This is a genomic window from Xanthomonas bonasiae (genome assembly GCF_014836395.1).
GTDB lineage: Bacteria > Pseudomonadota > Gammaproteobacteria > Xanthomonadales > Xanthomonadaceae > Xanthomonas_A > Xanthomonas_A bonasiae.
Genome location: NZ_JACSQX010000002.1, coordinates 20,770 through 46,806, shown reverse-complemented (window position 1 = coordinate 46,806; position 26,037 = coordinate 20,770). Strand labels below are relative to the sequence as shown.

At 66.1% G+C, this 26,037-nt stretch carries 14 protein-coding genes and 4 pseudogenes; 17 read left to right on the top strand and 1 reads right to left on the bottom strand.

Annotation, left to right across the window (positions count from 1 at the left end):
* The first annotated feature begins 80 nt into the window (after positions 1-80).
* The 15 genes and pseudogenes from pilG to H9658_RS02990 all read left to right on the top strand — a co-directional run bounded on the left by pilG (position 81) and on the right by H9658_RS02990 (position 23,007).
* On the top strand, positions 81-482 hold the full coding sequence (gene pilG / locus H9658_RS03055; protein ID WP_003472648.1) for a twitching motility response regulator PilG: 402 nt from the start codon (positions 81-83) through the stop codon (positions 480-482).
* 17 nt (positions 483-499) lie between these two features.
* Positions 500-862: a response regulator gene (locus tag H9658_RS03050; protein ID WP_179566488.1), complete on the top strand. Its 363-nt coding sequence runs from the start codon at positions 500-502 to the stop codon at positions 860-862.
* A gap of 1 nt (position 863) precedes the next feature.
* Complete coding sequence (locus H9658_RS03045) at positions 864-1,394, top strand: chemotaxis protein CheW (protein WP_179566486.1); 531 nt, start codon at positions 864-866, stop codon at positions 1,392-1,394.
* A gap of 40 nt (positions 1,395-1,434) precedes the next feature.
* The gene (locus tag H9658_RS03040; protein ID WP_191824311.1) at positions 1,435-3,471 is read left to right on the top strand and encodes a methyl-accepting chemotaxis protein; all 2,037 of its coding nucleotides are present in this window, start codon (positions 1,435-1,437) and stop codon (positions 3,469-3,471) included.
* Positions 3,472-3,583: 112 nt separating this feature from the next.
* Positions 3,584-7,492 (top strand): annotated as a pseudogene (locus H9658_RS23345) (Hpt domain-containing protein); the annotation flags it as partial.
* A gap of 240 nt (positions 7,493-7,732) precedes the next feature.
* A pseudogene (locus tag H9658_RS23340) lies at positions 7,733-10,855 on the top strand (response regulator); the annotation flags it as partial.
* Positions 10,842-12,200: a chemotaxis protein CheB gene (locus H9658_RS03030; RefSeq protein WP_191824309.1), complete on the top strand. Its 1,359-nt coding sequence runs from the start codon at positions 10,842-10,844 to the stop codon at positions 12,198-12,200. The pseudogene H9658_RS23340 and the gene H9658_RS03030, both read left to right, overlap by 14 nt.
* A gap of 44 nt (positions 12,201-12,244) precedes the next feature.
* On the top strand, positions 12,245-12,721 hold the full coding sequence (locus H9658_RS03025) for a chemotaxis protein CheW (protein WP_191824308.1): 477 nt from the start codon (positions 12,245-12,247) through the stop codon (positions 12,719-12,721).
* A gap of 402 nt (positions 12,722-13,123) precedes the next feature.
* Entirely contained in the window at positions 13,124-17,749 is a 4,626-nt protein-coding gene (locus tag H9658_RS22840; RefSeq protein ID WP_225209711.1) for an RHS repeat-associated core domain-containing protein, read from the top strand.
* A gap of 248 nt (positions 17,750-17,997) precedes the next feature.
* Positions 17,998-19,383: pseudogene (locus tag H9658_RS03015) on the top strand (RHS repeat domain-containing protein); the annotation flags it as partial.
* Positions 19,334-19,861 (top strand): tetratricopeptide repeat protein, encoded by a 528-nt coding sequence (locus tag H9658_RS03010; protein WP_191824307.1) that lies wholly within the window; start codon positions 19,334-19,336, stop codon positions 19,859-19,861. The pseudogene H9658_RS03015 and the gene H9658_RS03010, both read left to right, overlap by 50 nt.
* Positions 19,862-19,990: 129 nt before the next feature.
* Positions 19,991-20,293 (top strand): annotated as a pseudogene (locus H9658_RS03005) (N(4)-(beta-N-acetylglucosaminyl)-L-asparaginase); the annotation flags it as partial.
* A gap of 13 nt (positions 20,294-20,306) precedes the next feature.
* Positions 20,307-20,912: a HEAT repeat domain-containing protein gene (locus H9658_RS03000; protein WP_191824305.1), complete on the top strand. Its 606-nt coding sequence runs from the start codon at positions 20,307-20,309 to the stop codon at positions 20,910-20,912.
* A 311-nt stretch (positions 20,913-21,223) separates the two neighbouring features.
* Entirely contained in the window at positions 21,224-22,273 is a 1,050-nt protein-coding gene (locus H9658_RS02995) for a N(4)-(beta-N-acetylglucosaminyl)-L-asparaginase (protein WP_191824304.1), read from the top strand.
* A gap of 14 nt (positions 22,274-22,287) precedes the next feature.
* Positions 22,288-23,007: a copper homeostasis protein CutC gene (locus tag H9658_RS02990; RefSeq protein WP_191824567.1), complete on the top strand. Its 720-nt coding sequence runs from the start codon at positions 22,288-22,290 to the stop codon at positions 23,005-23,007.
* Positions 23,008-23,972: 965 nt separating this feature from the next.
* On the opposite strand, the gene H9658_RS02985 is transcribed toward H9658_RS02990, so the two are convergent.
* The gene (locus tag H9658_RS02985) at positions 23,973-25,064 is read right to left on the bottom strand and encodes a sialidase family protein (protein ID WP_191824303.1); all 1,092 of its coding nucleotides are present in this window, start codon (positions 25,062-25,064) and stop codon (positions 23,973-23,975) included.
* Positions 25,065-25,175: 111 nt separating this feature from the next.
* Here H9658_RS02985 and H9658_RS02980 point away from each other — a divergent pair, with 111 nt between their 5' ends.
* Both H9658_RS02980 and H9658_RS02975 read left to right on the top strand, forming a co-directional pair.
* Entirely contained in the window at positions 25,176-25,541 is a 366-nt protein-coding gene (locus H9658_RS02980; RefSeq protein WP_191824302.1) for a hypothetical protein, read from the top strand.
* A gap of 216 nt (positions 25,542-25,757) precedes the next feature.
* Positions 25,758-26,000, top strand: a complete 243-nt coding sequence (locus H9658_RS02975; RefSeq protein ID WP_191824301.1) for a hypothetical protein — start codon at positions 25,758-25,760, stop codon at positions 25,998-26,000.
* Positions 26,001-26,037: the final 37 nt, after the last annotated feature.

The window sequence follows — 26,037 nt, the reverse complement described above, 5'->3', positions numbered from 1 at the left end:
TCCGAGCGGGTCTTGGGATACATGTCGTTTCGCAGCGACGTCGGAACCGATGAAGCGTCGCGCGCCTGGGGGGCAAGTGAATGAGTGAAAACACGACTGCGGGTGGGGAACTCGCAGGACTGAGGGTCATGGTGATCGATGACTCGAAGACGATCCGTCGTACTGCCGAAACGCTGTTGAAGCGCGAGGGGTGTGAGGTGGTCACTGCCACCGACGGCTTCGAGGCCTTGGCCAAGATCGCCGATCAGCAACCGCAGATCATCTTCGTGGACATCATGATGCCGCGGCTGGACGGCTATCAGACCTGCGCGCTGATCAAGGGCAACCAGCTGTTCAAGGCGACGCCGGTGATCATGCTGTCCTCCAAGGACGGCCTGTTCGACAAGGCGCGCGGGCGCATCGTCGGTTCCGAGCAGTACCTCACCAAACCCTTCACACGCGAAGAACTGCTGGGCGCGATCCGTACATACGTCAACGCCTGACCAGGGGGAAAGGCACCATGGCTCGAATCTTGTTGATCGAGGACTCACCGACCGACCGGGCGGTGTTTACGCAGTGGCTGGAAAAAGCCGGGCACGAGGTGCTCGCCACCGACAACGCCGAGGACGGGCTGAAGATCGTCCGCGAGCAGGCGCCCAGCCTGGTGCTGATGGACGTGGTGCTGCCGGGGATGAGCGGCTTCCAGGCCACTCGCGCGCTGTCGCGCGACGAGGCCACCCGGCACATCCCGGTGCTGATCATCAGCACCAAGAGCATGGAGACCGACAAGGTCTGGGGCATGCGCCAGGGCGCCACCGACTACATCGTCAAGCCGCCGCGCGAAGACGAGCTGATCGCCCGCATCAACCAGCTGGTCGGCTGACGTGCGTTCGCCCTTCGACATCCTCGAGGCCTACGAGCGGCGCAGCCTGGCGCACGCGGTGCAGATGCCCGAGCGCGAATTCGACGAGGACATCTGGCGCGGGGTCGGCTTCCGCGTCGGCAACCGCCATCTGGTGTCCGACTTCCGCGAGGTGGTGGAAATCGTGCGCATGCCGCCGATCACCCCGGTGCCGGGCGCGCAGCCGTGGCTGCTGGGCGTAGGCAACCTGCGCGGCAACCTGTTCCCGGTGGTCGATTTGAAGCAGTTCATGGAAGGCCAGCGCACCTCGCTGCTGGAGGGCCAGCGCGTGCTGATCATGCGCCAGAGCGGCGGCGACGTGGCGTTGACCATCGACGAACTGTTCGGCCAGCGCAGCTTCGCCGAATCGCAGGCGGTGGAACCCGGCGACCTGGCGCAGGGCCGCTACGCGCACTTCGTCGACCGCGCGTTCCGCGGCGACACCCACGACTGGGGCGTGTTCTCGCTGTCGCTGCTGTCGCGCACACCCGAATTCCGTCAAGCCGCCGCCTGAGCGCGCGGCCTGCCTTCGCATCGAAGATCGAGGTCGAATCATGAGTACTGCACCGGACGCCCCCAAGGCCAGCAAGCTTGGCAGCGTGGGGACGAGTTTCTGGCTGGGCCTGTTGGCGCTGTCGCTGATCGTGTTCGGCGCCAATACCGGCGTGGCCACCTGGCAGGGCAACCGCCTGGCCGGCGCCAGCACCGGTGCGGCCGATCTGCAGGTGCTGTCGCAGCAGCTGGCCAACCAGGCGCGCGACGCGGTGTCCGGCAACGCCGCCACCTACAAGGAATTCAAGCAGACCAAGTCGCGGGTGGAGAGCACCGTCGCCGGGCTCAACGCGCGCTACGCCAACGAGACCGGCATCGCCGGCCCGCTGGCCGAACTCAACCGCACCTGGACCCCGCTGGGCAAGAACGCGCAGCAGGTGGTGGACAGCGAACCGGCGGTGCTGGCGCTGGCCGGCAATGCCGAGCGCTTCGTCGGCGGCGTGCCGCAGCTGCAGGCGCAGTTGAACGAGGTGGTGCGCGCGATGACCGTCGGCGGCGCCCCCGCCGCGCAGATCTACAACACCCTGCAGCAGGTGGTGGTGGCCGGCACCATGGCCCGCCGCGTCACCGAGATGCGGGCCGGCGGCAGCGGTGCGGCCAGCGCCGGCGATGCGCTGGCGCGCGACTCGGTGGTATTCGGGCAGATGCTCGAAGGCCTGCGCAACGGCAACGAGGAACTGGGCATCGCGCCGGTGCGCAACGCCGCCGCGCTGGCTGCGCTGGAGCAGTCGCAGGCGCAGTGGGCGGAAATGAAGAAGGACCTGGACGCGCTGCTGGCCAGCTCGCGCAGCCTGTTCGCCGCGCAGTCCTCGGCCGCGGCGCTGACCGCCGGCTCGGACAAGATGCTCGACGACAGCAAGAAGCTGTTCGACGCCTTCTCCGCGTTCGGCTCCACCCGCGACACCCGCCTGTTCCCGAACTTCTGGCTGGGCGTGGTGTCCGGCCTGCTGGCGCTGCTGTCGATCATCGGCTTCGTCTGGACCTCGGTACGCAGCCGCACCCGCGACCAGGAAATCCGCTACCAGACCCAGGTCGAATACAACAGCCGCAACCAGCAGGCGATCATGCGCCTGCTCGACGAAATCAGTTCGCTCGGCGAAGGCGACCTGACCGTCAAGGCCTCGGTCACCGAGGACATGACCGGCGCCATCGCCGACGCGATCAACTACGCGGTCGACGAGCTGCGCCACCTGGTGACCACGATCAACGACACCTCGGCCAAGGTCGCCATCTCCACCGAGGAAACCCAGGCCACCGCGCTGCAGCTGGCCGAGGCCGCCGGCCACCAGGCCGAGCAGATCGGTTCGGCGTCCGAGCGCATCAACGAAATCGCGGCCAGCATCGAACAGGTCTCGCGCAACTCCAGCGAGTCGGCCGAAGTGGCGCAGCGCTCGGTGGTGATCGCCGCCGAGGGCGCCGGCGTGGTCCGCGAGACCATCCAGGGCATGGACCAGATCCGCGACCAGATCCAGGAAACCTCCAAGCGCATCAAGCGCCTGGGCGAATCGACCCAGGAGATCGGCTCGATCGTCGAACTGATCAACGACATTTCCGAGCAGACCAACATCCTGGCGCTCAACGCCGCGGTGCAGGCCGCCTCGGCGGGCGAGGCCGGTCGCGGCTTCGCGCTGGTCGCCGACGAAGTGCAGCGCCTGGCCGAACGCACCTCCGGCGCCACGCGCCGCATCGAAGGCCTGGTGCAGACCATTCAGGCCGATACCAACGAAGCGGTCAGCTCGATGGAGCAGACCACTTCCGAAGTGGTGTCCGGCGCGCGCCTGGCCGAAGACGCCGGCACCGCGCTGACCGAGATCGAGCGCGTCTCCAACGCGCTCAACAACCTGATCAAGAACATCTCCATCGCCGCGCACCAGCAGTCCGCCGCGGCGACCGACATCACCCAGACGATGGACGTGATCCGCCGCATCACCGGACAGACCTCGCAGGGCGCCGGCCAGACCGCCGAATCGATCGGACGGCTGGCGCAGCTGGCGGCGGACCTGCGGCGCTCGGTCGCCGACTTCAAGCTGCCGGCGTGAGCGGATCGGAACAGGGTGGAAGGACAGTGCACATGACGTACCGCGAAAACTCCCTGCATCCCGCCGCCGCGCTGGCGCGGCACGGCGCGCGGCCGTCCGCGGAGACGCGGCGATGAGCGCGCTGCGCGATGCGATGAGCCACGCCGCCCTGGGCTGGGTCAAGCCGGAGCTGGACGAGACCCTGCGCCAGGTGCGCGGGGAGATCGAATACTTCGTCGAAGACCCGGCCGACACCAGCCGCATGCGCTTTTGCGCCGGCTACCTGCACCAGGTGCAGGGCACCTTGCGCATGGTCGAGCTGTACGCGCCGGCGATGGTCGCCGAGGAACTGGAACTGCTGGCCATCGCCGTGCAGAACGGCCAGGTGCCCGACCGCGACGAGGCCTGCGCCACGCTGATGCGCGGCACGGTGCTGCTGCCCGACTACCTGGAGCGCCTGCAGGACGGCCATCGCGACATCCCGATCGTGCTGCTGCCGCTGCTCAACGAGATCCGCGCCTCGCGCGGCGAGCCCGGCTTGAGCGAAGGCGCGCTGTTCGCGCTGTCGCCCGACGCCAGCGCCGCCACCGAGGCCGAACTGGACCATGCCCGGGGCAGCCTCAGCGGCCGCAACCGCGAACTGCTCGACACCGTCGGCACCGCGATCAAGGAAGAACTGCTGCGGGTCAAGGACGCGCTCGACCTGCACCTGCGCACCGGTGGCGACGTGGCCGCGCTGCAGACCCAGGTGGACGAACTGGGCAGCGTCGCCGATACCCTCGGGGTGATGGGCCTGGGCGTGGCCCGCGGCGTGGTGGTGCAGCAGCGCGATGCGCTGCGCAGCATCGTCGACGGCGAGCGCCAGGCCGACGAGGGCCTGTTGCTGGATATCGCCGGCGCGCTGCTGTACGTGGATGCCTCGCTCGACGACCAGGTCGCCTATCTCGGCGCCAGCGCCGGCATCCACGACGATGCCAGCGCCGCCGAGGCGCGGCGCACGGTGGAAGTGCTGGCGCACGAGGCGATCGCCAATTTCGCCGCCGCGCGCGAGCATTTCGTCGCCTTCATCGAGACCAACTGGGAACACGAGCGCCTGACCGAAGTGCCGCGCCTGCTCGGCGAGGTCGCCGGTGCGCTGCGCATGCTGGAACTGCCGCAGCCGGCCGATTACCTGGAAGGCGTGCGCCGCTACGTCGCCACCGAGCTGATCGGCAAGCGCCGCGTGCCCAGCGGGCGCCAGCTGGACACGCTGGCCGATGCGATGGCCAGCCTGGAGTACTACCTGGAAGCGCTGCGCGAGCGCCGCCCGGGCCGCGAGGAAATCCTCGACATCACCCGCACGAGCCTGGAAACGCTGCGCTACTGGCCACTGCCCAGCGATGCGCCGGCGCCGCAGGGCGTGGCGCCGCAGGTGGCCGATGCGCCGTTGCTCGCGCCCGTGGCGGAGCCGGGCATCGCGTCGGCCGATGCCGTTGCCGACGTGCCGAGCGCGGCGTCCGCGCCGCCGCCGGTGCCGTCCTGGGAGTTGGCACCGGTCGCGGATGCGCCGATCGTCGCGAGCACGCCGCCGCCGCTGCCGGGCGAGTCGCCGCAGGCGCCGCAGTGGACCTTGCACGACGCTGCCGAGGCCGCCGCGAACGCCGGGGCTGCCGAGCGTGCCGATGCCGACGCCGAGCCGTCCGCCGCGGCGGTCAGCGCTGCCGGCAACGACGATGCGCCCGTCCTCGTGTCGTCGCCGAGCAGTTTCGATCCGGTCGCCGCCGAGCAGGAAGAATGGTCGGCCACTGTCGAGCCGCTGCAGATCAGCACCGACACGCTGGCGTTGGAAGGCGATGCGTTGCGTTGGGAGAGCGCCGAAGCGGCGCCCGAGCAGGCCATCGCGCATGCCGATGCCGCGCCCGCGAGCGACGAAGCGACACCGGCCAGCTACGGGTTCGACCCGGTGGCCGCCGAATACGCCGAATTCGAATCGGCTGCCGAGCATGACGATCCGGCCCTGGTCATCGTCGACGCCCCGGTTGCCGCGCCCACCGACAACGTCCACGACGATGTGCTGGTGATCGAACTGGAGGATGCGCCGGCCTTCGCCGAGACCGCGTCCGACGAGGTCCACGGCATCGTCTGGAACGACACGCCGGCGACCCTGGCCGACGACGACAGCGACGCTGTCGCCGAGTCCGGCACGCCCACCATCGACCTTTCGTCGAGCGAGACCGTGTTCGCGGCCGAGGCCGAGAGCGCCGAAGCGCCGCACGCGCAGGCCGACGAGGCGGAGCATGCCGACGCCGCTGCAGGCGCCGAACAGAGTCCGTTCGTCGACCTGACCTGGCCGGAGCCGACCCCGGAGCCGGAAGCGCCGGCGCCCGGCGTGCACAAGGCCAGCATCCAGCCGATCGAGCTGGACGCCGCTTCGGCGGCGTTCCTCGCCGAACTCGACGCCGCTGCCGCACAGTTCGATGTCGCCGCGCCCGCCGCGGCCGCGTCCGCCGGCGCGACCGAGGCCACCGCCGACCACGCGCAAGCGCCGACCGATGCGGTCGCGGCACCCGAGGCGCCCGCGCCGGCCGCCATCGACGGCGGCTTCGTCGACGACGGCGGCGAGATCGACGCGGACATCCGCGAGGTGTTCCTCGAGGAATTCGACGAGGAGCTGGTCAACCTCGGCACGCTGCTGCCGGCATGGCGCGCGTCGCCGAATCACCTGGAAAGCCTGCGTCCGATCCGTCGCGTGTTCCACACCCTCAAGGGCAGTGGCCGGCTGGTCGGCGCGCGCGTGCTCGGCGAGTTCAGCTGGAAGATCGAGGGCATGCTCAATCGCGTGCTCGATGGCAGCCGCGCGGCCAGCCCGGCCGTGGTGACCATGGTCGAACTGGCCTACGAGGTGTTGCCGCAGCTCAACGCCGCACTGCGCGGACATGGCGTCATCCATGCCGACCTGGACGCGATCCAGGCGGTCGCCGACCGCATCGCGGCAGGCGAGGACGCCTACTATTTCGCCGCCGCGCCGGCACCGGCCGTTGCCGCGCCGCGCGCCGGCACGCCGGCTTCGGTGGACAGCGTGCTGCGCGAGATCCTCGAAGCCGAGGTCGGTACGCATCTGGAGACGGTCCGCGACTGGCTGCAGCATGCGCCGCAGCCGGCCACCGAGGCGCTGCTGCGCGCGGTGCACACGATGAGCGGCGCGTTCGCGATGACCGACGTGCCGGAAATCACCGACGTCACCGGCCCGGCCGAGAGCTACGTCAAGCGTCTGCTGGCCGCCGCGATGGTGCCCGGCGCCGACGGCGTGCGTGCGCTCGACGATGCCGCGCAGGCCATCGCCGCCACCATCGAGGAACTGCAGGCGCCGTCGCCGGTGATCCCGCCGTTCACCGAGCTGGCGCAGCGGCTGCAGGCCTTGGTCGCCACGCTGCCGGAAGTGCAGTGGCCTTCGGTCGCGCACGACGAAGAGGACGAGGACGAACCGCAGCCGCACGCCGATGCCGGGCTGGATGCGCAGTTGCTGCAGGCGGTGGAACTCACTTCGGCCGACGACCTGTCGGCGTACCTGGGCGATGCCAGGCACCTCGACGCGGCCGGCACGGACGATCATGCCGCCGCCGATCACGTCGCCGAAAGTGCCGCTACCGATGCCTTCGTTGCGCATGCAGTCGATGCGCCGTCGGCGTTCGATGCGGCGCAGTCGCACGCGACTGGCGAAGACTCCGCCGACGGCGTGGTATCGACGGCGCCTGCGCTCGACGACCACGATGCGTCCGCCGACGAGGAAGACGGCATCGCCGCAGCCGCCGTTGCGCAGGAGGCGGAGGCCGCAGAGGAATCGGACGTGATCGCCGAGGCGCCGGCCGACAGCGAGCCTGCTGCGATCGGCGCCGACGAACAGGCACTGCTGGCGCAGGACGGCAAGCTCGACGAATTGACCGTCGACGCGCCGCTGGCCGAGGAGCGCGTGCCGGCGGACAGCGAATTGCCGCCGCCCGTGGAAGCGCCGGTCGAGACGCAGGAGCAGGACGTAGCGGCCGACGATGGCGCGACGCACGACGACACCCATCACGGCGAGTATCGGGAAGACCCGCAAGGCACGCACGACCAGGCCGGGCACGCCGAAGGTGAGCCGGTTGAAGGCGCGCACGACCAGGGCGAGCACGACCAGGAGCGCGATCCGCAGGGCTATGCGTTCAATGCAGAGCCGGTGCAGCCGTCCACGCAGTGGCACGGCAGCGAGCCGGTGTCGGCGAACGACGATGCCGAACCGCTGCTTGCGGCGGACGACGCTGCGGCGCATGCCGACACCGCAGCGCACGCACACGACAACGTGGATGCTGCAGCGCAATCGCAGCACGAGACCGTCGATGAAGGCGCCGATGGCGACGCTGCCCAGGCCGACATCGAAACGCATCCGGCCGACGCCGAAGCGAACGATGCGCACGACCACGCGTCTTCGTCGCATGATGAAGACGCCGCACATGCCGCATCCGAACTCGCCGATACCGATGCCGAAGCAGCGCTTGGCGCGACGACAGATGCTGAAGCAGCGCATTCGACCGAAACGGCCGACGTGCCAGCGTCCGATGCCGGGTACCAAGGCGATGCCAGCTTTGACGCGGTGCCGGTCGAAGCGTCGTATGCCCATGAAGCGCACGCCGAAGAGCAGCATTCGACCGATCAGGAGCATGCGCCAGCGGCCGATGCCGCGCATGAGGGCGATGCTGGTGCCGACGCAACGCCGGCCGAAGCAGCGTACGCCGATGAGGCGCACGTCGACGCAACGCAAGCGACCGACTCTGCCGACGCCGCGCCGGACCATGCGGAGCATGCCGGCGATCCGGGAGACGTCGCGGATACGCAGGCCGAGCCTGCATACGCGGAAGCCGCCGAGCCGACCGAAACCGAAACCGGCGACGAGCATCACCCGCCAGCCGCCGCATCCGACGAACCGTCGTTCGCCGAAACCTCCCAGCACGACACAGCCTCGGCCGAATCCAGCGACCTGGCCGCGGTCGATCTCGGCCCGCTGGACTTCGCCGATCTGGACCGCGAACTGGTCGATATCTTCGTCGAGGAAGGCAAGGACCTGCTCGACCATTGCGACCGCCTGATCGCCGAACTGCGCGCCGCGCCGCAGGACCGCGACGCGCTCGCCGGCTTGCAGCGCGACCTGCATACGCTCAAGGGCGGCGCGCGCATGGCCGGGGTCAACCCGATCGGCGACCTCGGCCACGGCATCGAATCGCTGCTGGAGGCGGTGGCCGCCAACCGCACCGAACTCGATCGCAGCGACGTGCAATTGCTCGAGCGCGGGTTCGACCGCCTGCATCAGTTGCTCACCCTCACCGGCAACCACCGCGCGGTGGCGATGCCGCTCGATCTGATCGGCCGCTTCGACGCGCGCACCCACGGCCGCAGCCTGCCGCTCGCCGCCGACGGCATCGATGCCGTCGCCGAAACCGCAACCGCAACCGATGCCGACGTGGCGGCGATGATCCAGGCCGCGGTCGATCCGGCCTCGGTGCCCGCACCGGCACCGGCGCCGCTGTCGGCACCGCTGCCGGTGGACGGCACGCTCGACGAGGAGTCGATGATCGCGCGGCCGATGCAGGAACAGGTGCGCGTGCGCGCCGACCTGCTGGACCGCCTGGTCAACCACGCCGGCGAAGTGGCGATCTACCGCTCGCGGCTGGAGCAGCAGCTGGGCGCGTTCCGCGGCGCGATGTCCGAACTGGACCGCACCAATGCGCGACTGCGCGACCAGCTGCGCCGCCTGGACCTGGAAACCGAAGCGCAGATCGTCGCCCGTTACCAGCGCGAACAGGACCAGAGCGAGCAGAGCTTCGATCCGCTGGAACTGGACCGGTTCTCCACGCTGCAGCAGCTCAGCCGCGCGCTGAACGAATCGGCGGCCGACCTGGGCGGCCTGCAAGGCGTGCTCGACGACCTGGCGCGCCAGTACGACGGTTTGCTGCAACAGCAGTCGCGCGTGAGTTCGGAACTGCAGGACGGGCTGATGCGCGCGCGCATGGTGCCGTTCGACGGCCTGGTGCCGCGGCTGCGCCGGGTGGTGCGGCAGGCCGCCAGCGAAACCGGCAAGCAGGTGCACCTGACCCTGGAAGGCACCCACGGCGAACTCGACCGCAACGTGCTCGACCGCATGATCGCGCCGCTGGAGCATATGCTGCGCAACTCGGTCGCGCATGGCCTGGAAACGCCGGAGCAGCGTCGCGCCGCGGGCAAGGCGGAAGAGGGCAGCATCGCCATCCGCCTGCGCCGCGAGGGCTCGGAAATCGTGCTGGAAGTGGCCGACGACGGCGCCGGCCTCAACCGCGATGCGATCCGTCACCGCGCCGAACAGCGCGGCCTGATCGCGATCGGCGCCGCGCTGTCCGACGAAGAGCTGGATTCGCTGATCTTCGCCCCCGGCTTCAGCACCTACGACCAGGTCAGCCAGCTGGCCGGCCGCGGCGTGGGCATGGACGTGGTGCGCAACGAAGTGCGCCAGCTCGGCGGCTCGGTGGACATCCACTCGGTGTGGGGCCAAGGCGTGACCTTCACCCTGCGCCTGCCGCAGACCCTGGCGGTGACCCAGGCGGTGTTCGTGCAGATCGGCGAGACCACCTTCGCCGTGCCGGTGGCCTCGGTCAGCGGCATCGGCCGCATCAGCCGCGAGCGTTTCGAAGCGGCCGACGGCGGCTACCACTACAGCGGCGAGGAATTCGCCCTGCACGACCTCGGCTCGCTGGTCGGCCAGGCGCCGGCACGCGCCGAAGGACAGGCGCAGGTGCCGCTGCTGCTGGTGCGCGCCGGCGACCTGCGCGCCGCGGTGGCGATCGACCAGGTGCTCGGCAACCGCGAAATCGTGGTCAAGCCGGTCGGCCTGCAGATCGCCTCGGTGCCCGGCATCTACGGCGCCACCATCACCGGCGATGGCCGCGTGGTGGTGATCCTGGACGTCGCCCCGCTGGTGCGCCGCTACCTGGCGCAGCCTGCACGGCCGGTGGTGGAAGCGGCGCCGGCCGAACAGCGGCGCGTGCCGCTGGTGATGGTGGTCGACGATTCGCTGACCATGCGCAAGGTCACCGGCCGCGTGCTGGAACGCCACAACTTCGACGTGATCGTCGCCCGCGACGGCATCGAGGCGCTGGAGCGCCTGGAAGAACGCGTCCCCGACCTGATGCTGCTGGATATCGAGATGCCGCGCATGGATGGCTACGAACTGGCGACCGCGATGCGCGCCGACCCCCGCTACAAATCCGTGCCGATCGTGATGATCACCTCGCGCAGCGGCGAGAAGCACCGCCAGCGCGCCTTCGAGATCGGCGTGCAGCGCTACCTTGGCAAGCCTTACCAAGAGTTGGATCTGATGCGCAACGTGTACGACCTGCTGGGGATCGCCCGTGTTCGCGAGTGACGGCACCGCCAGCGGCACCCCGGTCGCGTTGCTGGCGCGTCCCGGCCAGGCGCGCGAGCGCCTGCGCGAGGCGCTGCACCAGGTCGGCGCGGCGATCGTGCTCGAGGACGATCCCGGCGCGATCGATGCGCAGACCCTGGCCGACGCCGCGCCCGACGCGGTGTTGATCGCGCTGGAACCGGCGATCGAGGACGCACTGGAACGGCTGGATGCGGCACTGGACCTGCCCGGCCTCACCGTGATCTTCGACGAGGCCGAACTGGCCGCGCGCCGCGAGGGCTGGGAAGCGCAGCGCTGGGCGCGGCACCTGGCGGCCAAGCTGCAAGGCCACCAGGACGTGCTGCCGCCTGGGCGCGAAACCGACACCGGCCTGCAGCCCGAGCCGGGCCTGCCGGCGACCCCGGCGCAACTGCACGAAGGCGCGCCGATCGGTTTCCACGTCGAGGAAGCGGCCAGCTTCGCGACCACTGTGCCCGGCGACAGCTTCTACGCCTGGCAGCCGCCGGCCGATGCCGCGCCCGGGTTCGAGGACATGCAGTTCTCGCGCGATCAGATCGCTGCCGGCGATGCGGCCGCGCCTGCAACGGCGTCGGAACCGGCGACTGCGACCGAGGCGGCATCCGCTGCGTCGACCAGCGCGCCGCCACCGCTGCCGGCCAGCGCCTGGTCGCTGGTGGACGACGACGCGCCGCTGGTGGTGCAGGCGCGTGCGCCGCTGAGCCAGATGCAGATTTCCACCGAAGGCCTGTCGCTGGTCGCGCTGGAGTCCGAGGAGGAGTCCACCATCGACAATGCCGCCGCCGCTGCAGTGACGGTCGCGCAAGGCGCGGTGCTGGTGATGGCCGGTATCGGCGGTCCCGATGCCATCCGTCGCCTGCTCGCCGCATTGCCGGCGGGCTTCCCGCAGCCGCTGCTGGTGCAACTGCGCCTGGACGGCGGCCGCTACGGCAACCTGGTCAAGCAGATCGCGCGCGTGTCCGCGTTGCCGGTGCTGCTGGCCGAAGCCGGCCAGGCGGTCGGCGTCGGCAACGTCTACATCCTGCCCGACGATGTCGGCGTGCGCAGCGGCGAAACCGCCGGCCTGCGTTTCGTCGCCCAGCAGGCCGGCGCCTCGGTGGTCGGCGGCTTGCCCGCCGCGCACAGTGCCGTGCTGCTGCTCAGCGGCAGCGACCCGCAGCAGGTCGACGACGTGCTCGCACTCGCCACACAAGGCGCCTGGGTCGCCGGCCAGACCGGCGACGGCTGCTACGACCCGGCCGCCGCCGCGCAACTGATTGGCCGCGGCCACCCCAGCGGCGACCCGGTGCAGCTGGCGCAGGCCTTGTCCGCGCGGTGGGGCGGCTGAGCCCCCGCCCGCGCGTTTTTCCCGGTTCCAGGACGACGTAATCCATGAGCAGCTACGCCAGCAACGACGAAATCCGCGGTGTCCTGATCCAGGCCGGCAGCGAGCGGGCCCTGCTGCCCAACGCCACCGTCGCCGAAGTGATGTCGCGCGTGCCGGTCGAACCGCTGCCCGACGCCCCGCACTGGCTGCTCGGCCAGATCGCCTGGTATGGCTGGAACGTCCCGCTGCTCTCGTTCGCCCGCCTGACCGGCCTGGGCAGCGAAACCGTCGCCTCCAACAACAAGATCGTCGTGCTGAAGGCGCTGGGCGGCAATCCCGACTTGCCGTACTTCGCACTGATCACCCAATCCTTCCCGCAACTGATTTCGGTGCCGCGTGATGGTTTGCTTGCCGACGCTTCCGAAGAAACGTTGCCGGCCGGCGTCCATATGCGTGTGTTGCTGGGCGAGCAGAGCGCGTTGTTGCCGGATCTGGAAGCGATCGAGGGGATGATTGGGGAGCGGTTTTCGGCGGTGCTTTAGCTTAGTGCTGTTTTGATGGTTCCAACTTGACCGGAAAATGCAACGAAGCTGTCGGATGATGTGCATTCTCTTGACGGGACTGGATGCGGCCGGTCGGATCAGACGCTTTCGGTTGTGATTCGTCGTGCCGTCGTCTAGTATCGTCTACCAGTGATGACAAGGATTGTCGTATGCGAAACGTGTGTATCCCGTTTTCCCCGCTGCCTCGCTCAGGAATGAGCCCTCTTTACTGCTCTAAGCAGTGCGACTCTGGGTCATTGGTCTGGCCGCATACCACACGATTCGCACCGAGGCAGCTGCGTAGCTCGTTTGAGTTGAGGCGGAGATTGTTTTTTTTATGATGAGTCCGGCGGGCAGCCAAAAGGGCTGCGACTGTCGGCGATATCCGTTTCGATTGAATTGATGGACTTCTTGCAAGGAATGGCAATGACCAGATCGCACCGCTACGACTCAAACATCGGCATGACGCGCTTTGTGCGTCTGATGGCGTTGCTCTGCCTGGTCTTTGTTTCCGCGCTCGCAGCCGCTCAAGAAAAGAAGCCGCAATTTCTGGTGCGCGATGCGGAGGGAACTTCCCGTGGTCTCTACGATACCCAGGTGCAGGCCGAGGCGGCGATAAAGGCGATTCCTGGTCCGCAGAACCGTGAAGATGCCTATCGCTATGTCGATACGATAAAAGAAAAGAAGGTTCTGGAGAATGGCAAGCTCCTCATTACTTATTGGATGGGGAAAGAGAAGGCGAAAGACGAGGACTGGCGCTATACCGTTGGATCTGTCATTGATATTCCAACAGAAGCCGAAGCACTGGCCGCTATCATTCAGCAAGAGCAGGCAAGAGTGCCAGCTTGTGGAGCCGTCACGGCCGCCCCGTCAGGCGAATGGACTGCACAAATAGGCCCATTCCCCGAATATGACGTGGGTATGGAAACTCAAAGTAGGTGGTATAAAGTCAACACGTTCTTCAAAGATTGCAGTGGCCCAGCCCAATCTTCAACTGCCATTTTCAGGGCGCGTCGCACTACATGCCCCAAGCCATACACCTCATGGCTTATTAGCGTCCAGGCATGCGCAAATAAAGAAATCTTCGCTACTGTCGAAGTCTCTGCGCCCCAATGCGAAAGAAGTGCCGGTGCCGGTGCCGACTCCGGTTTTCGCGGCAATCCCTGCGACGTCAAGACGGGCGAGAAGGTTGAAGTCGAGCATGACGTTGCTTTTGGATGGGTTGATTTTACTCGCTACTACCATTCCGGCGTTGCAGTTGCATCCGGCGGTTTCGGCCCAGACTGGACGTATTCTCACAATCTGCATTTGGCAATCCAGGCAGATGGTCTGGGCGTGGTCGAAGGCAATGGCTATATCGTGCCATTTCGCAAGGTGGGCTCGGACTATTTCGCTGCCAATGCGTCTGGCGAAAAAATAGTTGTTAGCGGCAATCAATGGCAACTCTATCGTCAGGATGCGATCTATACTTTCGATGAGAAGGGTCGACTGGTTGCTCGCATGTCGGAGGACGGGGCCGGCCTGGTTTATGCTTACGACGATAGCGGCCGCCTGCATACCATCGCCTCCCTTCAGGGACGTTCCATCGAACTGCAGTACGCAGATGCGTCTGACGATGCACTCATATCCGGCATTTCTTCGGCAGGTATTCAACTCGCCTCTTACAGCTACGATCAGAATCGTCTGAAGAGCGTGACCTATGCCGATGGCGGGATCCGGACCTATCACTACGAGGACTCGCGCTTTCCCCGGCACTTGACCGGGATCACCCATGAGGACGGGCAACGCTTCAGTACGTTCGCCTACGACGCGGCCGGGCGGGCGATCTCCAGCCAGCATGCAAGCGGAATCGACGGCATCACATTGGCGTATTCGTCCGCCGGAACCGCCGTCATCGACGCGCTGGGCGACAGGACCGACTACACGCTGACCACAGCGGGTGGCGAATCTCCGAAGGTCGCGTCCGTGGCAAGAAGCGACGGCACGATGAGCTATACCTACTACGATCAGGCAACTGATTATCGCAGGAGGCTCAGCACCGTGACCGATCGGCTTGGGGTCCAGGCCAAGCATGGCTATTCGGAGCTGACTGAGAATGGCGTGGATGTGAGCGTCCATACCGTGCAGGAGGCTTTTGGACTCCCGCAAGAGCGCACGGTCACGACGAGGACGACCACCGGCTCCAATCGGTTGCTTTCGGTTCAAAGCGCTGGACGCACCACGTCCTACACGCGAAATGATCGGCTTCAGCCTGTTCGGATGTCGGTAAGCGGCCCTACGTCCAGCGAGAAACGCGATGTGATTTATAGCTATTGCGAGGCATCCGATGTCGCCGCGGCAGACAGCACCTGCCCCGTCTTGGGCTACCTGAAGTCGGTAGATGGTGTGCGAACCGATGTCAGCGATATCTCCAGCTACAACTATTACCCATCCAACGATGCGGCGTGTGCCACGACGCCTGCCGTGTGTTCGCACCGCAAGGGCGACCTTTGGAAGGTCACCAATGCGATGGGGCAAGTGACCGAGTATCTCTCTTACGACGGTGCCGGCCGTATGCTGTCGGTGAAAGACGCCAATGGCCTCGTGACCGACTACACCTACCACCCGCGCGGCTGGCTGACGACGGCTACCGTGCGAGGTGCCGATACCGCCAGCGACCGCGTCACCAACATCGACTACTGGCCGACCGGCCTGGTCAAGCAGGTGACCCAACCCGATGGCGCCTTCACCGCCTTCACCTACGACGCGGCGCACCGCCTGACCGATATCGCTGACAACGCCGGCAACACGCTGCACTACACGCTGGACAACGCCGGCAACCGGGTCAAGGAAGACACCAAGGACGCGGCGGGCACGCTCAAGCGCACCCTGTCGCGGGTCTACAACCAACTCGGCCAGCTGGCCACGCAGGCCACCGCCAGCGGCGACCCGACCGACTTCGGTTACGACGCCAACGGCAACACCACGGCCGTCACCGATGCGCTGGGGCACAAGACCCAGGACGACTACGACCCGCTCAACCGCCTGGCGCGCACGCTCCAGGACGTGGGCGGCATCGCGGCCGAGACCAAGTTCGGCTACGACGCGCTGGACAACCTGACCAAGGTCACCGACCCCAAGGGCCTGGACACCACCTACGCCTACAACGGCCTGGGCGACCTGACCAAGCTCACCAGCCCGGACACCGGCGTCACCACGTACACCTACGACAGCGCCGGCAACCGCGCCACGCAGACTGATGCGCGTAACATCAAGACCACCTACAGCTACGACGCACTGAATCGGCTGACCAAGGTCGCGTATCCGACCACCAGCCTCAACGTCACCTATACCTACGACGTCAGCCAGACCACCTGCGCCACCGGCGAGACCTACGCGGTCAGCCGCCTGGCTCGCATGCAGGACGGCAGCGGCACCACCGACTACTGCTACGACCGCTTCGGCGACCTTGTGCGTAAGGTGCAGACCACCAACGGCAAGGTGTTCGTGCTGCGCTACGCCTATACCAAGGCCGGGCAGCTGAGCCGACTGACTTATCCCGACGGCGCGGCGGTGGACTACGTGCGCAACGCCCAGGGCCAGACCACGGAAGTGGGCGTGACCCCGGCGGGTAGCACGCGTCAGGTGCTGCTGGGCAATGCGACCTACTACCCGTTCGGCCCGGTGGCGAGCTGGTCCTACGGCAACGGCCGCCCGATGCAACGGGTGCTGGACCAGGACTACCGCCCGCTGGCGGTCAGCGACACCCGCAGCGACGGCCTGAGCACCGGCTTCGCCTTCGACCCGGCCGGCAACCTCAGCGCCCTGACCGCCGCCGGCAACACTGCCCCGGTGGTGAGCCTGGACTACGACGCCATGGGCCGGTTGACCGCGTTCAAGGACGGCCCGACCGGCACGGTGATCGACGGCTACAGCTACGACGCCACCGGCAACCGGCTCAGCGCCAAGGTCAACACCACCACCCAGAGCTACACCTACCCGACCACCAACCACCGCCTGAGCGCGGTGGCCGGCACCGCCCGCACCTACGATGCGATCGGCAACACCCTCTCCGTCGGCGGCACCGCACAGGAGTTCGCCTACGACGCCACGGGCCGGATGAGCCAGGCCAAGCGCGCGGGCACGGTCGTGATGAAGTACGGCTACAACGGCCGCGGCGAGCAGGTGCGTCGGGTGGACAAGACCAACACCTACACGCTGTACGACGAGAGCGGGCATTGGCTGGGCAACTACGACGCCAACGGCGCCGCGCTGCAGCAGGCGATCTGGCTGGACGATCTACCGGTGGGCGTGCTGGCCAAGAACAGCCTGCACTACGTACAGCCGGACCACCTGGGCACGCCGCGTGCCGTGATCGACTCGGTCCGCGACGTAGCGATCTGGACTTGGGACCTGAAGGGCGAAGCCTTCGGCAACACCCCACCGGACCAAGACCCAGACAAGGACGGCACCGCGTTCGTGTTCGACATGCGCTTCCCGGGGCAGCGCTACGACTCTGCCATGGGGTTCAATCAGAACTATTTCCGGGACTACGACCCCGCCACTGGGCGGTATGGGCAGAGTGATCCAATAGGTTTGGTAGGAGGCGTGAGCACCTACAGCTACGTTGCTTCTAAGCCACTTTTGCAAGTGGATCTACTTGGGCTTGACGGAGGTTTAGTTTGTGGTCCTGCTGACGATTCAGGTTCAGACTGCAGTCGGACCGCTCCGGGTGCTTGGCGAGGGAGAAAGTCATTTCCTGACAGTGTGAGACAGTCTACCCGACAGGTACTATCGCGTGATGAGGCCGATGCTATCAATACCCTGAATGGACGGATCAGTTCCCTTATGTGCGGGGCAGTAGGAGTCATGACCGCTCGTACTGGTGTATGGGGGGGGCTTGGTATTGGTCTCGCCTGTGGCGAGGCTTTGTCTCAGGCGAAAGATGCAGTCCATGCTGGTGATATTCTCCATACTGAAGTTAACATTTGCCCTGACGCTTCGGGAAATAATGATAAAACTAAAGTATGGGTCGAGTATCGAAAATAAAAGGCCTAAGAAATGTCTCCTAAATGGATTATTGATTCTATCTTTGTAGTCGTCAGCCTGTCTGGAGCTTATTTCTTTAATATTTTTGGAAATTTTTTTAGGTTGGCATTGTATTTCATCATTTGCATTGTGGTGTATTTTTTTGCAAAATATGTTTTTGAAAAAACAAAGAGATTTTATAAATAGGGCTATTCCCGCTGAGCTAGATGATCTGCCGGTGTGCGTGAACGATTACCACCCGCTCAACCACCTACGGCAACGGCCGCCCGATGCAGCGCGTGCTGGATCAGGATTACCGTCCGCTTGCAGTCAGCGACACCCGCACTGATGGCCTGAGCACCAGCTTCGCCTTCGACCCGGCCGGCAATCTCAGCGCCCTGACCGACGCGGGCAACACTGCCCCGGTGGTGAGCCTGGACTACGATGCCTTCGGCCGTCTGACCGCGTTCAAGGACTGCCCGATCGGCACGGTGATCGACGGCTACAGCTACGACGCCACCGGCAACCGGCTCAGTGCCAAGGTCAACACCAGCACGCAGAGCTACACCTACCCGACCACCAACCACCGCCTGAGCGCGGTGGCCGGCACCGCGCGCACCTACGACGCGATCGGCAACACGCTGTCCATCGGCGGCACGGCGCAGGAGTTCGCCTACGACGCCACGGGCCGGATGAGCCAGGCCAAGCGCGCGGGCATGGTCGTGATGAAGTACGGCTACAACGGCCGCGGCGAGCAGGTGCGGCGGGTGGACAAGACCAACACCTACACGCTATACGACGAAAGCGGGCACTGGCTGGGCAACTACGACGCCAACGGCGCGTCGCTGCAGCAGGCGATCTGGCTGGACGACCTGCCGGTCGGCGTATTGGCCAAGAACAGCCTGCGCTACGTGCAGCCGGACCACCTGGGCAGCCCACGCGCGGTGATCGACCCGGTGCGCGACGTGGCGATCTGGACCTGGGACCTGAAGGGCGAAGCCTTCGGCAACACCCCGCCGGACCAGGATCCGGACAAGGACGGCATTGCGTTCGTGTTCGACATGCGTTTCCCGGGGCAGCGCTATGACGCAGCGACGGGGTTCAACCAGAACTACTTCCGGGACTACGACCCTGGCACCGGGCGCTATGGGCAGAGTGATCCGATTGGGATTGATGGTGGGCCTTCAACATACAGCTACGTTGAGCATGCGCCACTCGGCTATGTGGATCCAGCAGGACTCGATCGAGTAATCGTGGTTCCTTGGTGGTGGCCTCCTGCAATTCCATTTCCAGGTAGTGAGAGGGTGCCAGAGGGCTATTATTCAAGCTCGGATCCTTGGGATCGAGCGACTGCCGCGGATGGCACCACCGCACGTGATTGGGGGCGAACAGTTGGGCGCGCTGGGCGGAACGGAAGTTGGTGCGTGATGAAATGCAAGGCTGAAGAAAATGGTTCGTCAGGCCGAGGTCGAACTCAGGGAAGTTGTCAATGCCCTGATTTTATTTACGGGCTTGGCTTGGGTTCCAATGATGCGCAGGCTTGGAACAATGCATGGGATGCAGCGAATATGAATACACCTGTCGGTTGCATGAAGAAACATTTCAATGGCCTTGCCGGAAGTTGTAGGGGTTGGAAGGGTGGAAAAAGAAAATGACTTTGTTGATATGAAAATGTCGAGATTAAAAAAGCTTGCTGAGAGCGGAGATGCTTCCTCTCAGTCAGCCCTTGCCACTTCCTATGCCATTGGGGATGGAGTTGAGGCTGATCTTGTACTGGCTAGATATTGGTATTCGAAGGCTGCCGAGCAAGGTGATGCGGATGCTTGCTTTAATCTTGCGTCGATGGTTTTGCTTGGCGAAGGTGGAGCTAAGTCTAGTCGTAAGGCTGGGTCATTAATGCGAAAGGCTTCTTGTTTGGGGTCCGGCGATGCCAGTATTTGGATTGGCGAGACCGCGATGCGGGACGGACATGGTGATGTTGCAATCACGTACTTTACACGTGCCTTGGCGCAAGGGGATTTGCGTGGCGCTCGTGGAATTTCTCTGTTGCTAGCTGATAGCCAATTTGGACCTGTCAAAAAGTGGGGCTTCTTGATTTCTGAAGAGTTAAAGAAGTCGGGTGTCGTGATCTAGGTTTTCCTAGGCGGCAGCTAAGAGTGATCCGGTGGCAAGTGAGGCGATCAATCTCATCCTACTCTGCCGCATGATGTGATGCTCGGCGCGCGTCGTCCCGCGAGCCCTTCCAACGCCGGAGTCTTCCCCATGCCCCAACGCCGCCACCTCTTGAAGACCGCAGCCTTCTGCGCCATCGCCATCGCCATCGCCACCAGCATGGTCACCGCGTTGCCGCGCGTATGGGCCGCGGCCAGTAAGGGGGTTACGCCGCTGCCGCGCGGCGCGGCGCGGGTGATCCCGACCTGGGACTTCGGGATCGCGGCGAACCAGGCAGCGTGGCATGTACTATCGCGCGGTGGCGTGGCGCTGGATGCGGTGGAGGCCGGGGTGTGGGTGCCGGAGGCCGACGTCAATAATCCGACGGCAGGGTTGGGCGGCTATCCCGATCGCGGTAAGAACTTGAATGAAATTCGTCGTATTTGCGGGGGCGGTGATGGCTGCTCTAATTAATATAGTAGGGAAGTCATTTGATGAGCTAATGGGACTTTTTTTCTGCGAAGTCCTTGACGATGACGATTTTTATGACGTCGTCGCTGCTGAGTTGGCTAAGGACTACCGGCATGCGTTGGAAAGTATTCTGGGTAGTCTCTCCAGTAAACGTCTGCGTGCAGGTATCTGTGGCCTGGGGATGGCTTCTTCTATTGAGAGTGAGTCGGCGATCAAGAATTTCCTTCATCATGAAGAAGCTTTGGTTGTCGCTGCTGCTATTGATGGGCTGAGGCGGATCGGTTCGGCGGAATGGCCGATCATTTCATCGCAACTGCACAATCTTTCTCCCTATGTCCGGGGCGCGGCTCTCAGATATGCAAAAGAAGCGCTCGGTAAGGACGCACTGCCGCTGTTGCTGACGGGCCTGGATGACGAGGATCCAATTGTTCGAGAAAACGCAATTGATGAACTGGACGGGCTTATCTCGACTGATGACGCTTATCTGATAACACCTTACTTGGATGATTCGGCTGCTCATGTAAGGCAGGCAGCTCAGACGCTGTTGGATTCCATTCGCTAGTCGTGTCGCTTGGGCATTGTCGTGTTCGCCCTTCTAGGGCGTGGCAACACGCCCCATCTCAGTGGTATGCGCTCGTGACAGACGCCTCCAACCTGCCGCGCCATCTTTCCGCTGGCTGATCCTGCTGCAGGCAGCAGTTCTGTAAGATTTTGAGTTGCGACTGCAGGGTGGCTCGTGCTATGGCGTGCCTCGGTGAAAATTTTTCGATGCGCGCAGCGACCCATTCAATCCATTCCAGCTCTGTCGCATGATGCAAGGCTAGCCGCGCGCAACTTCGCCCGGCGCCCTTCCTTCCGCGCCGGAGCTATGCAATGCACGAACGCCGCCACTTCCTCAAGACCGCCGCCTTCGGCGCCCTCGCCACCGGCCTGGCCGCTGCGTTGCCGCGTGCACGGGCCGCGGTCAGCAATGGGGTCCCACCTCTGCCGCGCGGCGCGGCGCGGGTGATCTCGACCTGGGATTTCGGGATCGCGGCGAACCAGGCGGCGTGGCAGGTGCTGTCGCGTGGCGGCGCGGCGCTGGATGCGGTGGAGGCCGGGGTGAAGGTGCCGGAGGCCGACCCGAACAATCCCACCGTGGGACTGGGCGGCTATCCCGATCGCGATGGGCGGGTCACGCTCGATGCCTGCATCATGGATCACACCGGCGGCTGCGGGTCGGTGGCGGCGCTGGAGGACATCGTGCATGCGATCTCGGTGGCGCGGCGGGTGATGGAGAAGACGCCGCACGTGATGCTGGTCGGCGACGGGGCGCTGCAGTTCGCGCTGGCGCAGGGCTTCGAGCGCACCAATCTGCTCACGCCGTCGTCGGAGAAGGCGTGGAAGGAGTGGCTGAAGACATCCGAGTACAAGCCGGAAGCGAACATCGAGAACCGCGCCTACCAGAAGGGCACGCTGCCCGGCGGCAAGGACAACCACGACACCATCGGCATGCTGGCGCTGGACGCGCACGGCAATCTGTCCGGCGCCTGCACCACCAGCGGCATGGCGTGGAAGATGCACGGGCGGGTCGGCGACAGTCCGATCATCGGTGCCGGTCTTTACGTCGATAACGAAGTGGGCGGGGCGACCTCGACCGGTGTCGGCGAGGAGGTGATCCGCAATGTCGGCAGTTTCGCGGTGGTGGAGATGATGCGCCAGGGCAAGAGTCCGGCCGAGGCCTGCCGGGAGGTGGTGATGCGCATCGTGCGGCGCAAGCCGCAGCTGACCCGCGACCTGCAGGTCGGGTTCCTGGCGATGAACAAGCGTGGCGAGGTCGGTGCGTTCGCGATCCAGCCCGGTTTCAGTTACGCGGTCTGCGATGCGCAGCGGCAGGATCTGCTGCTGCCGGGGCAGAGCCATTTCGCGAAGCCGGCCGCATGAGCCAGGCCGTGCCGATGGGACTCGAAGTGGCTGCCGATTCGATCGGTTCGGCGCTGGCGGCGCAGGCCGGCGGGGCGATGCGGGTGGAACTGTGCGGCGGCCTGGACGGCGGCGGGCTGACGCCGTCGTTCGGCACACTGGCGGTGCTGCGCGATCGCTTGACCATTCCGCTGTATGTGCTGATCCGCCCGCGGGTCGGCGATTTCGTATTCGACGACGCGGAAGTGGAGGCGATGCGCCGCGACGTGGAGCAGTGCGTGCGGTTGGGGTGCGACGGGGTGGTGCTGGGTGCGCTGGATCCGGCCGGCGAGGTCGATATGGCGACGATGCGGGTGTTGATCGCGGCGGCTGGATCGCTCGGGATCACGTTCCACCGCGCCATCGATGTCAGCGCCGATCCGCGGCGTGCGTTGGAGGATGCGATCGCGCTGGGGTGCGAGCGGGTGCTGACGTCGGGTGCGCGCGAGACGGCGGAGGAGGGCGCTGCGCTGATCGCCGAGCTGGTGCGGCAGGCGGGCACGCGCTTGAGCGTGATGCCGGGATCGGGAGTGTCCGATACCAATCTGGCGCGGCTGCGTGCGTTGACCGGCGCGCGCGAGTTCCATGGTTCGGCGCGCGGGCCGCTGGCGTCGCGCGCGCTGACGCCGCATGCGCATGTGCGCAGCCTGGGTGGGGATCGCATGCAGACCGATGTGGAGCGGGTACGGCGGATGGTGGCGTTGCTGGCGGAGTAGTCGGGCGCCGGCGGTGTGTCGGAGGCGACTCGTCTGCCGCGATTGGATGGGGCGGAGCGATCCTGATTTCCGCCGATGATGCGGATTGCGGTCAGCGTCTGCGATATGGCAGGAGGAGCTTCGGTCCCGACAGATCAACAAATCGGTGGGGTGACAGGCTCCGTTCGTCGCGACTGAAGTCGCTCCCACAGGGGCTTGCGGCCGGGCTGCCTGGTGCGCTTTGGCAGGAGCATCAGCCCTAACCGGCCGCCGAAGTTTGCTGCCTCATCGTGGTCTGTGTCGCGGTTGAAACCGCTCCTACAAGGAAGTGTGCGATTGATTGGCTGGGTGCACTGTAGGAGGGACTTCAGCCCCGACAGATTGCCAAATCGGCGGGGTGACAGGCTCCGTTCGTCGCGCCTGAAGTCGCTCCCACAGGGGCTTGCGGCCGGGCTGCCGGGTGCGTTGTGGGAGGAACATCGGCCCTGTCGGTTGCCGAAGTCAGCTGGTTCGTCGTGGTCTGTGTCGCGGTTGAAACCGCTCCTACAAGGAGGCTTGCGGGGTGCACTGTGGGAGGGACTTCAGCCCCGACGGCTGCCGAAGTCTGCTGCCTCATCGTGGTCTGTGTCGCGGTTGAAATCGCTCCTACAAGGAAGTGTGCGATTGATTGCCTGGGTGCACTGTAGGAGGGGCTTCAGCCCCGACGGACGGCTCCCGGAGCCTGCTATCTCGTCGCAGTCTGTGTCGCGGTTGAAACCGCTCCTACACGGAGGCTTGCGGTTAGCTGGCTGGGTGCACTGTGGGAGGGACTTCAGTCCCGACGGCTGCCGAAGTCCGCGATCGCGTCGTGGCATGTGTCGCGGCTGAAGCCGCTCCTACAGGAAGCCCGCGTTGCGTTGGCTGGTCGCTGCGGTGTCGGATCGCCGATTCGCACGAGGTGCAAATGGCGCTAGTGCAGCGAATGCCTCATGCCGGGACGCGCAACCTCACTCCTTGCCGTCCGACTTCGCCGCGGCCACGCTCAATCGCTTCGGGTCCAGCACCACGTGCTTGATGCGGGTGCGTTTCCAGGTGTAGCTGATGTGCACCAGGCCGTCGCGGGTCTGGATGACCGCCGGATAGGAGAATTCGTCCTTGGCGCTGTCTTCCAGGGTCAGCACGCGGGTCCAGTGGCTGCCGTCGGCGGACAGGGCGACCGCCAGGGTGCCACGGCCGTCCCACCAGTCCTTGCCGGCTTCGGTGGGGTTGTAGACCAGCAGCGAGCGGCCGTCGGCCAGGACCACGGCGTCGGTGCCGGAGTTGGGGTTGGCCAGGTCGAGCAGGGTCATCGGTCCCCAGCTGCGGCCGTGGTCGTGCGACCAGGTGCTGAACACGTGGTTCTGCTGGCTGCGGCCGATCGCCTGCACGCGGCCGTCGGTGTGCACCAGCACGCTGGGCTGGATCGCGCCGATCCGCGCCGGGTCGTTCAGCGCCGGGCCGCGGGTCCAGTGCGCGCCGTTGTCGTCGGACCACTCCATGTGCGCGACCCAGCCGGCGTCTTCGCTGCTGCTGGGGCTGAGGATGCGGCCGTCGGCCAGTTGCACCGGCTTGTTCTTGATCGGGCCGAGGATGCCCTCGGGCAGGCGCTCGGGCGCAGACCAGTGCGCGCCGCCATCGCGGGAAGTGATCTGCATGCCCCACCAGCGCTTCGGGTCCGGGCCGACCTTGTAGAACAGCCGCAGCGGTCCCTTGGCCGGCTGGAACAGCACAGGATTCCATGCCGGCAACGGCGTGCCCTGCGGCTGCTTGCCGTCGGCCACGCGTTGCGCCGGCTGCCAGCCGTGCGCGTCGCGCCGTGCGACCCAGATGCCGACGTCGTCGGCGCCCTCGTGGCGCCCGCCGAACCACGCGGCGAGCAGGCCGTCGCGGGTTTCCAGCAGGGTCGAGGCATGGCACTGCGCGGTCGGCGCCGCGGTGTTGACGAATTCGCTGTAGACGATCGGCGAGGGCAGGCCGAGCGGCGGTGCGGTCGGCGCGGGCGCGGCGATCGCGCGCACGGCGAACAGCGAAAGGAGTGGGAGCAGCGTGGGGTACATCATGGTGGTCCGGTCCTGTGCCGGTTAAAGAGATACCTATTTATCATCAATTAAATACCACATGCTGACTGTGTCGGCAGCAAACGGGTGCTCCGACGCCGTCGAGGACCTGCGATGCCGAACCGCCCGCTCTCGCCGATCCGCTGGCTGGCCGCCCTTGGCCTGACCGCGCTGGCCGCGCCGCGCGCGCTGGCGGATAGCTTCTCCCGAGGGAAGCCGTCGTCGCAGCAGTTCGGGGTCCAGGTCGCGCGGGCAGACGCGATCGGACATACGAAGACCGATCGCTTCCCGGCGGTCATGGCCTCGCGCGTGCGCCTGAACCTCACTGGCCAGCGCCGACGCGTCGCACATCCGCGCGTTCCAGTTGTTCGGCATGGGCGCTGCCGCGCGCTGAATCCGCCCGTCTGCGCCACGCACCGGCCGCACCTGGGCGTCCGCCGGGCGCGGCCTTTTTCACATCGCGGCGAAGGCTGCGTTTAGGACAGTGTCGCCGAGCATCGCGCGATGCCTGCAGTGCGCTGCGCGGACGAGGCATGCGCGAGTCGATGGCGATACGTTTCCGAACGGAGCATCGGCATGGTCAGCAGGGCAGGTGGACGCCGATCCCGTTTCCGGTCGGCATGGACGCGTTGCAGGGTCCGGCGCCGTGCGCGCCTGCGCCAGGCATGGTGCGTGGCGCTGGCGTGCATCGCAGTCATGCTGGCGCCCTCCTGGGATACGCGTGCGCAGTCGCTGTCGGCCGTGGCCGAGGCTCGCCGCGATCCATTGCGGACCGCCCGCGAGCAGCCGATCACGCCTCGGCCTCCCGGCACGCCGCTGGCGCCGGCCAGACGCGACGATTCGATCGATGCGCTGCAACGCGTCGCGCTCGCCGCCGGCCGTCTGCGCTCGCGCTGCGCTGCGGACCCGGAGCGATCCGGCTTTCATTCTCGTCCCTAGGCGGCGGATGCCGCCCGTCTCTTCCTAAAGGATCCGC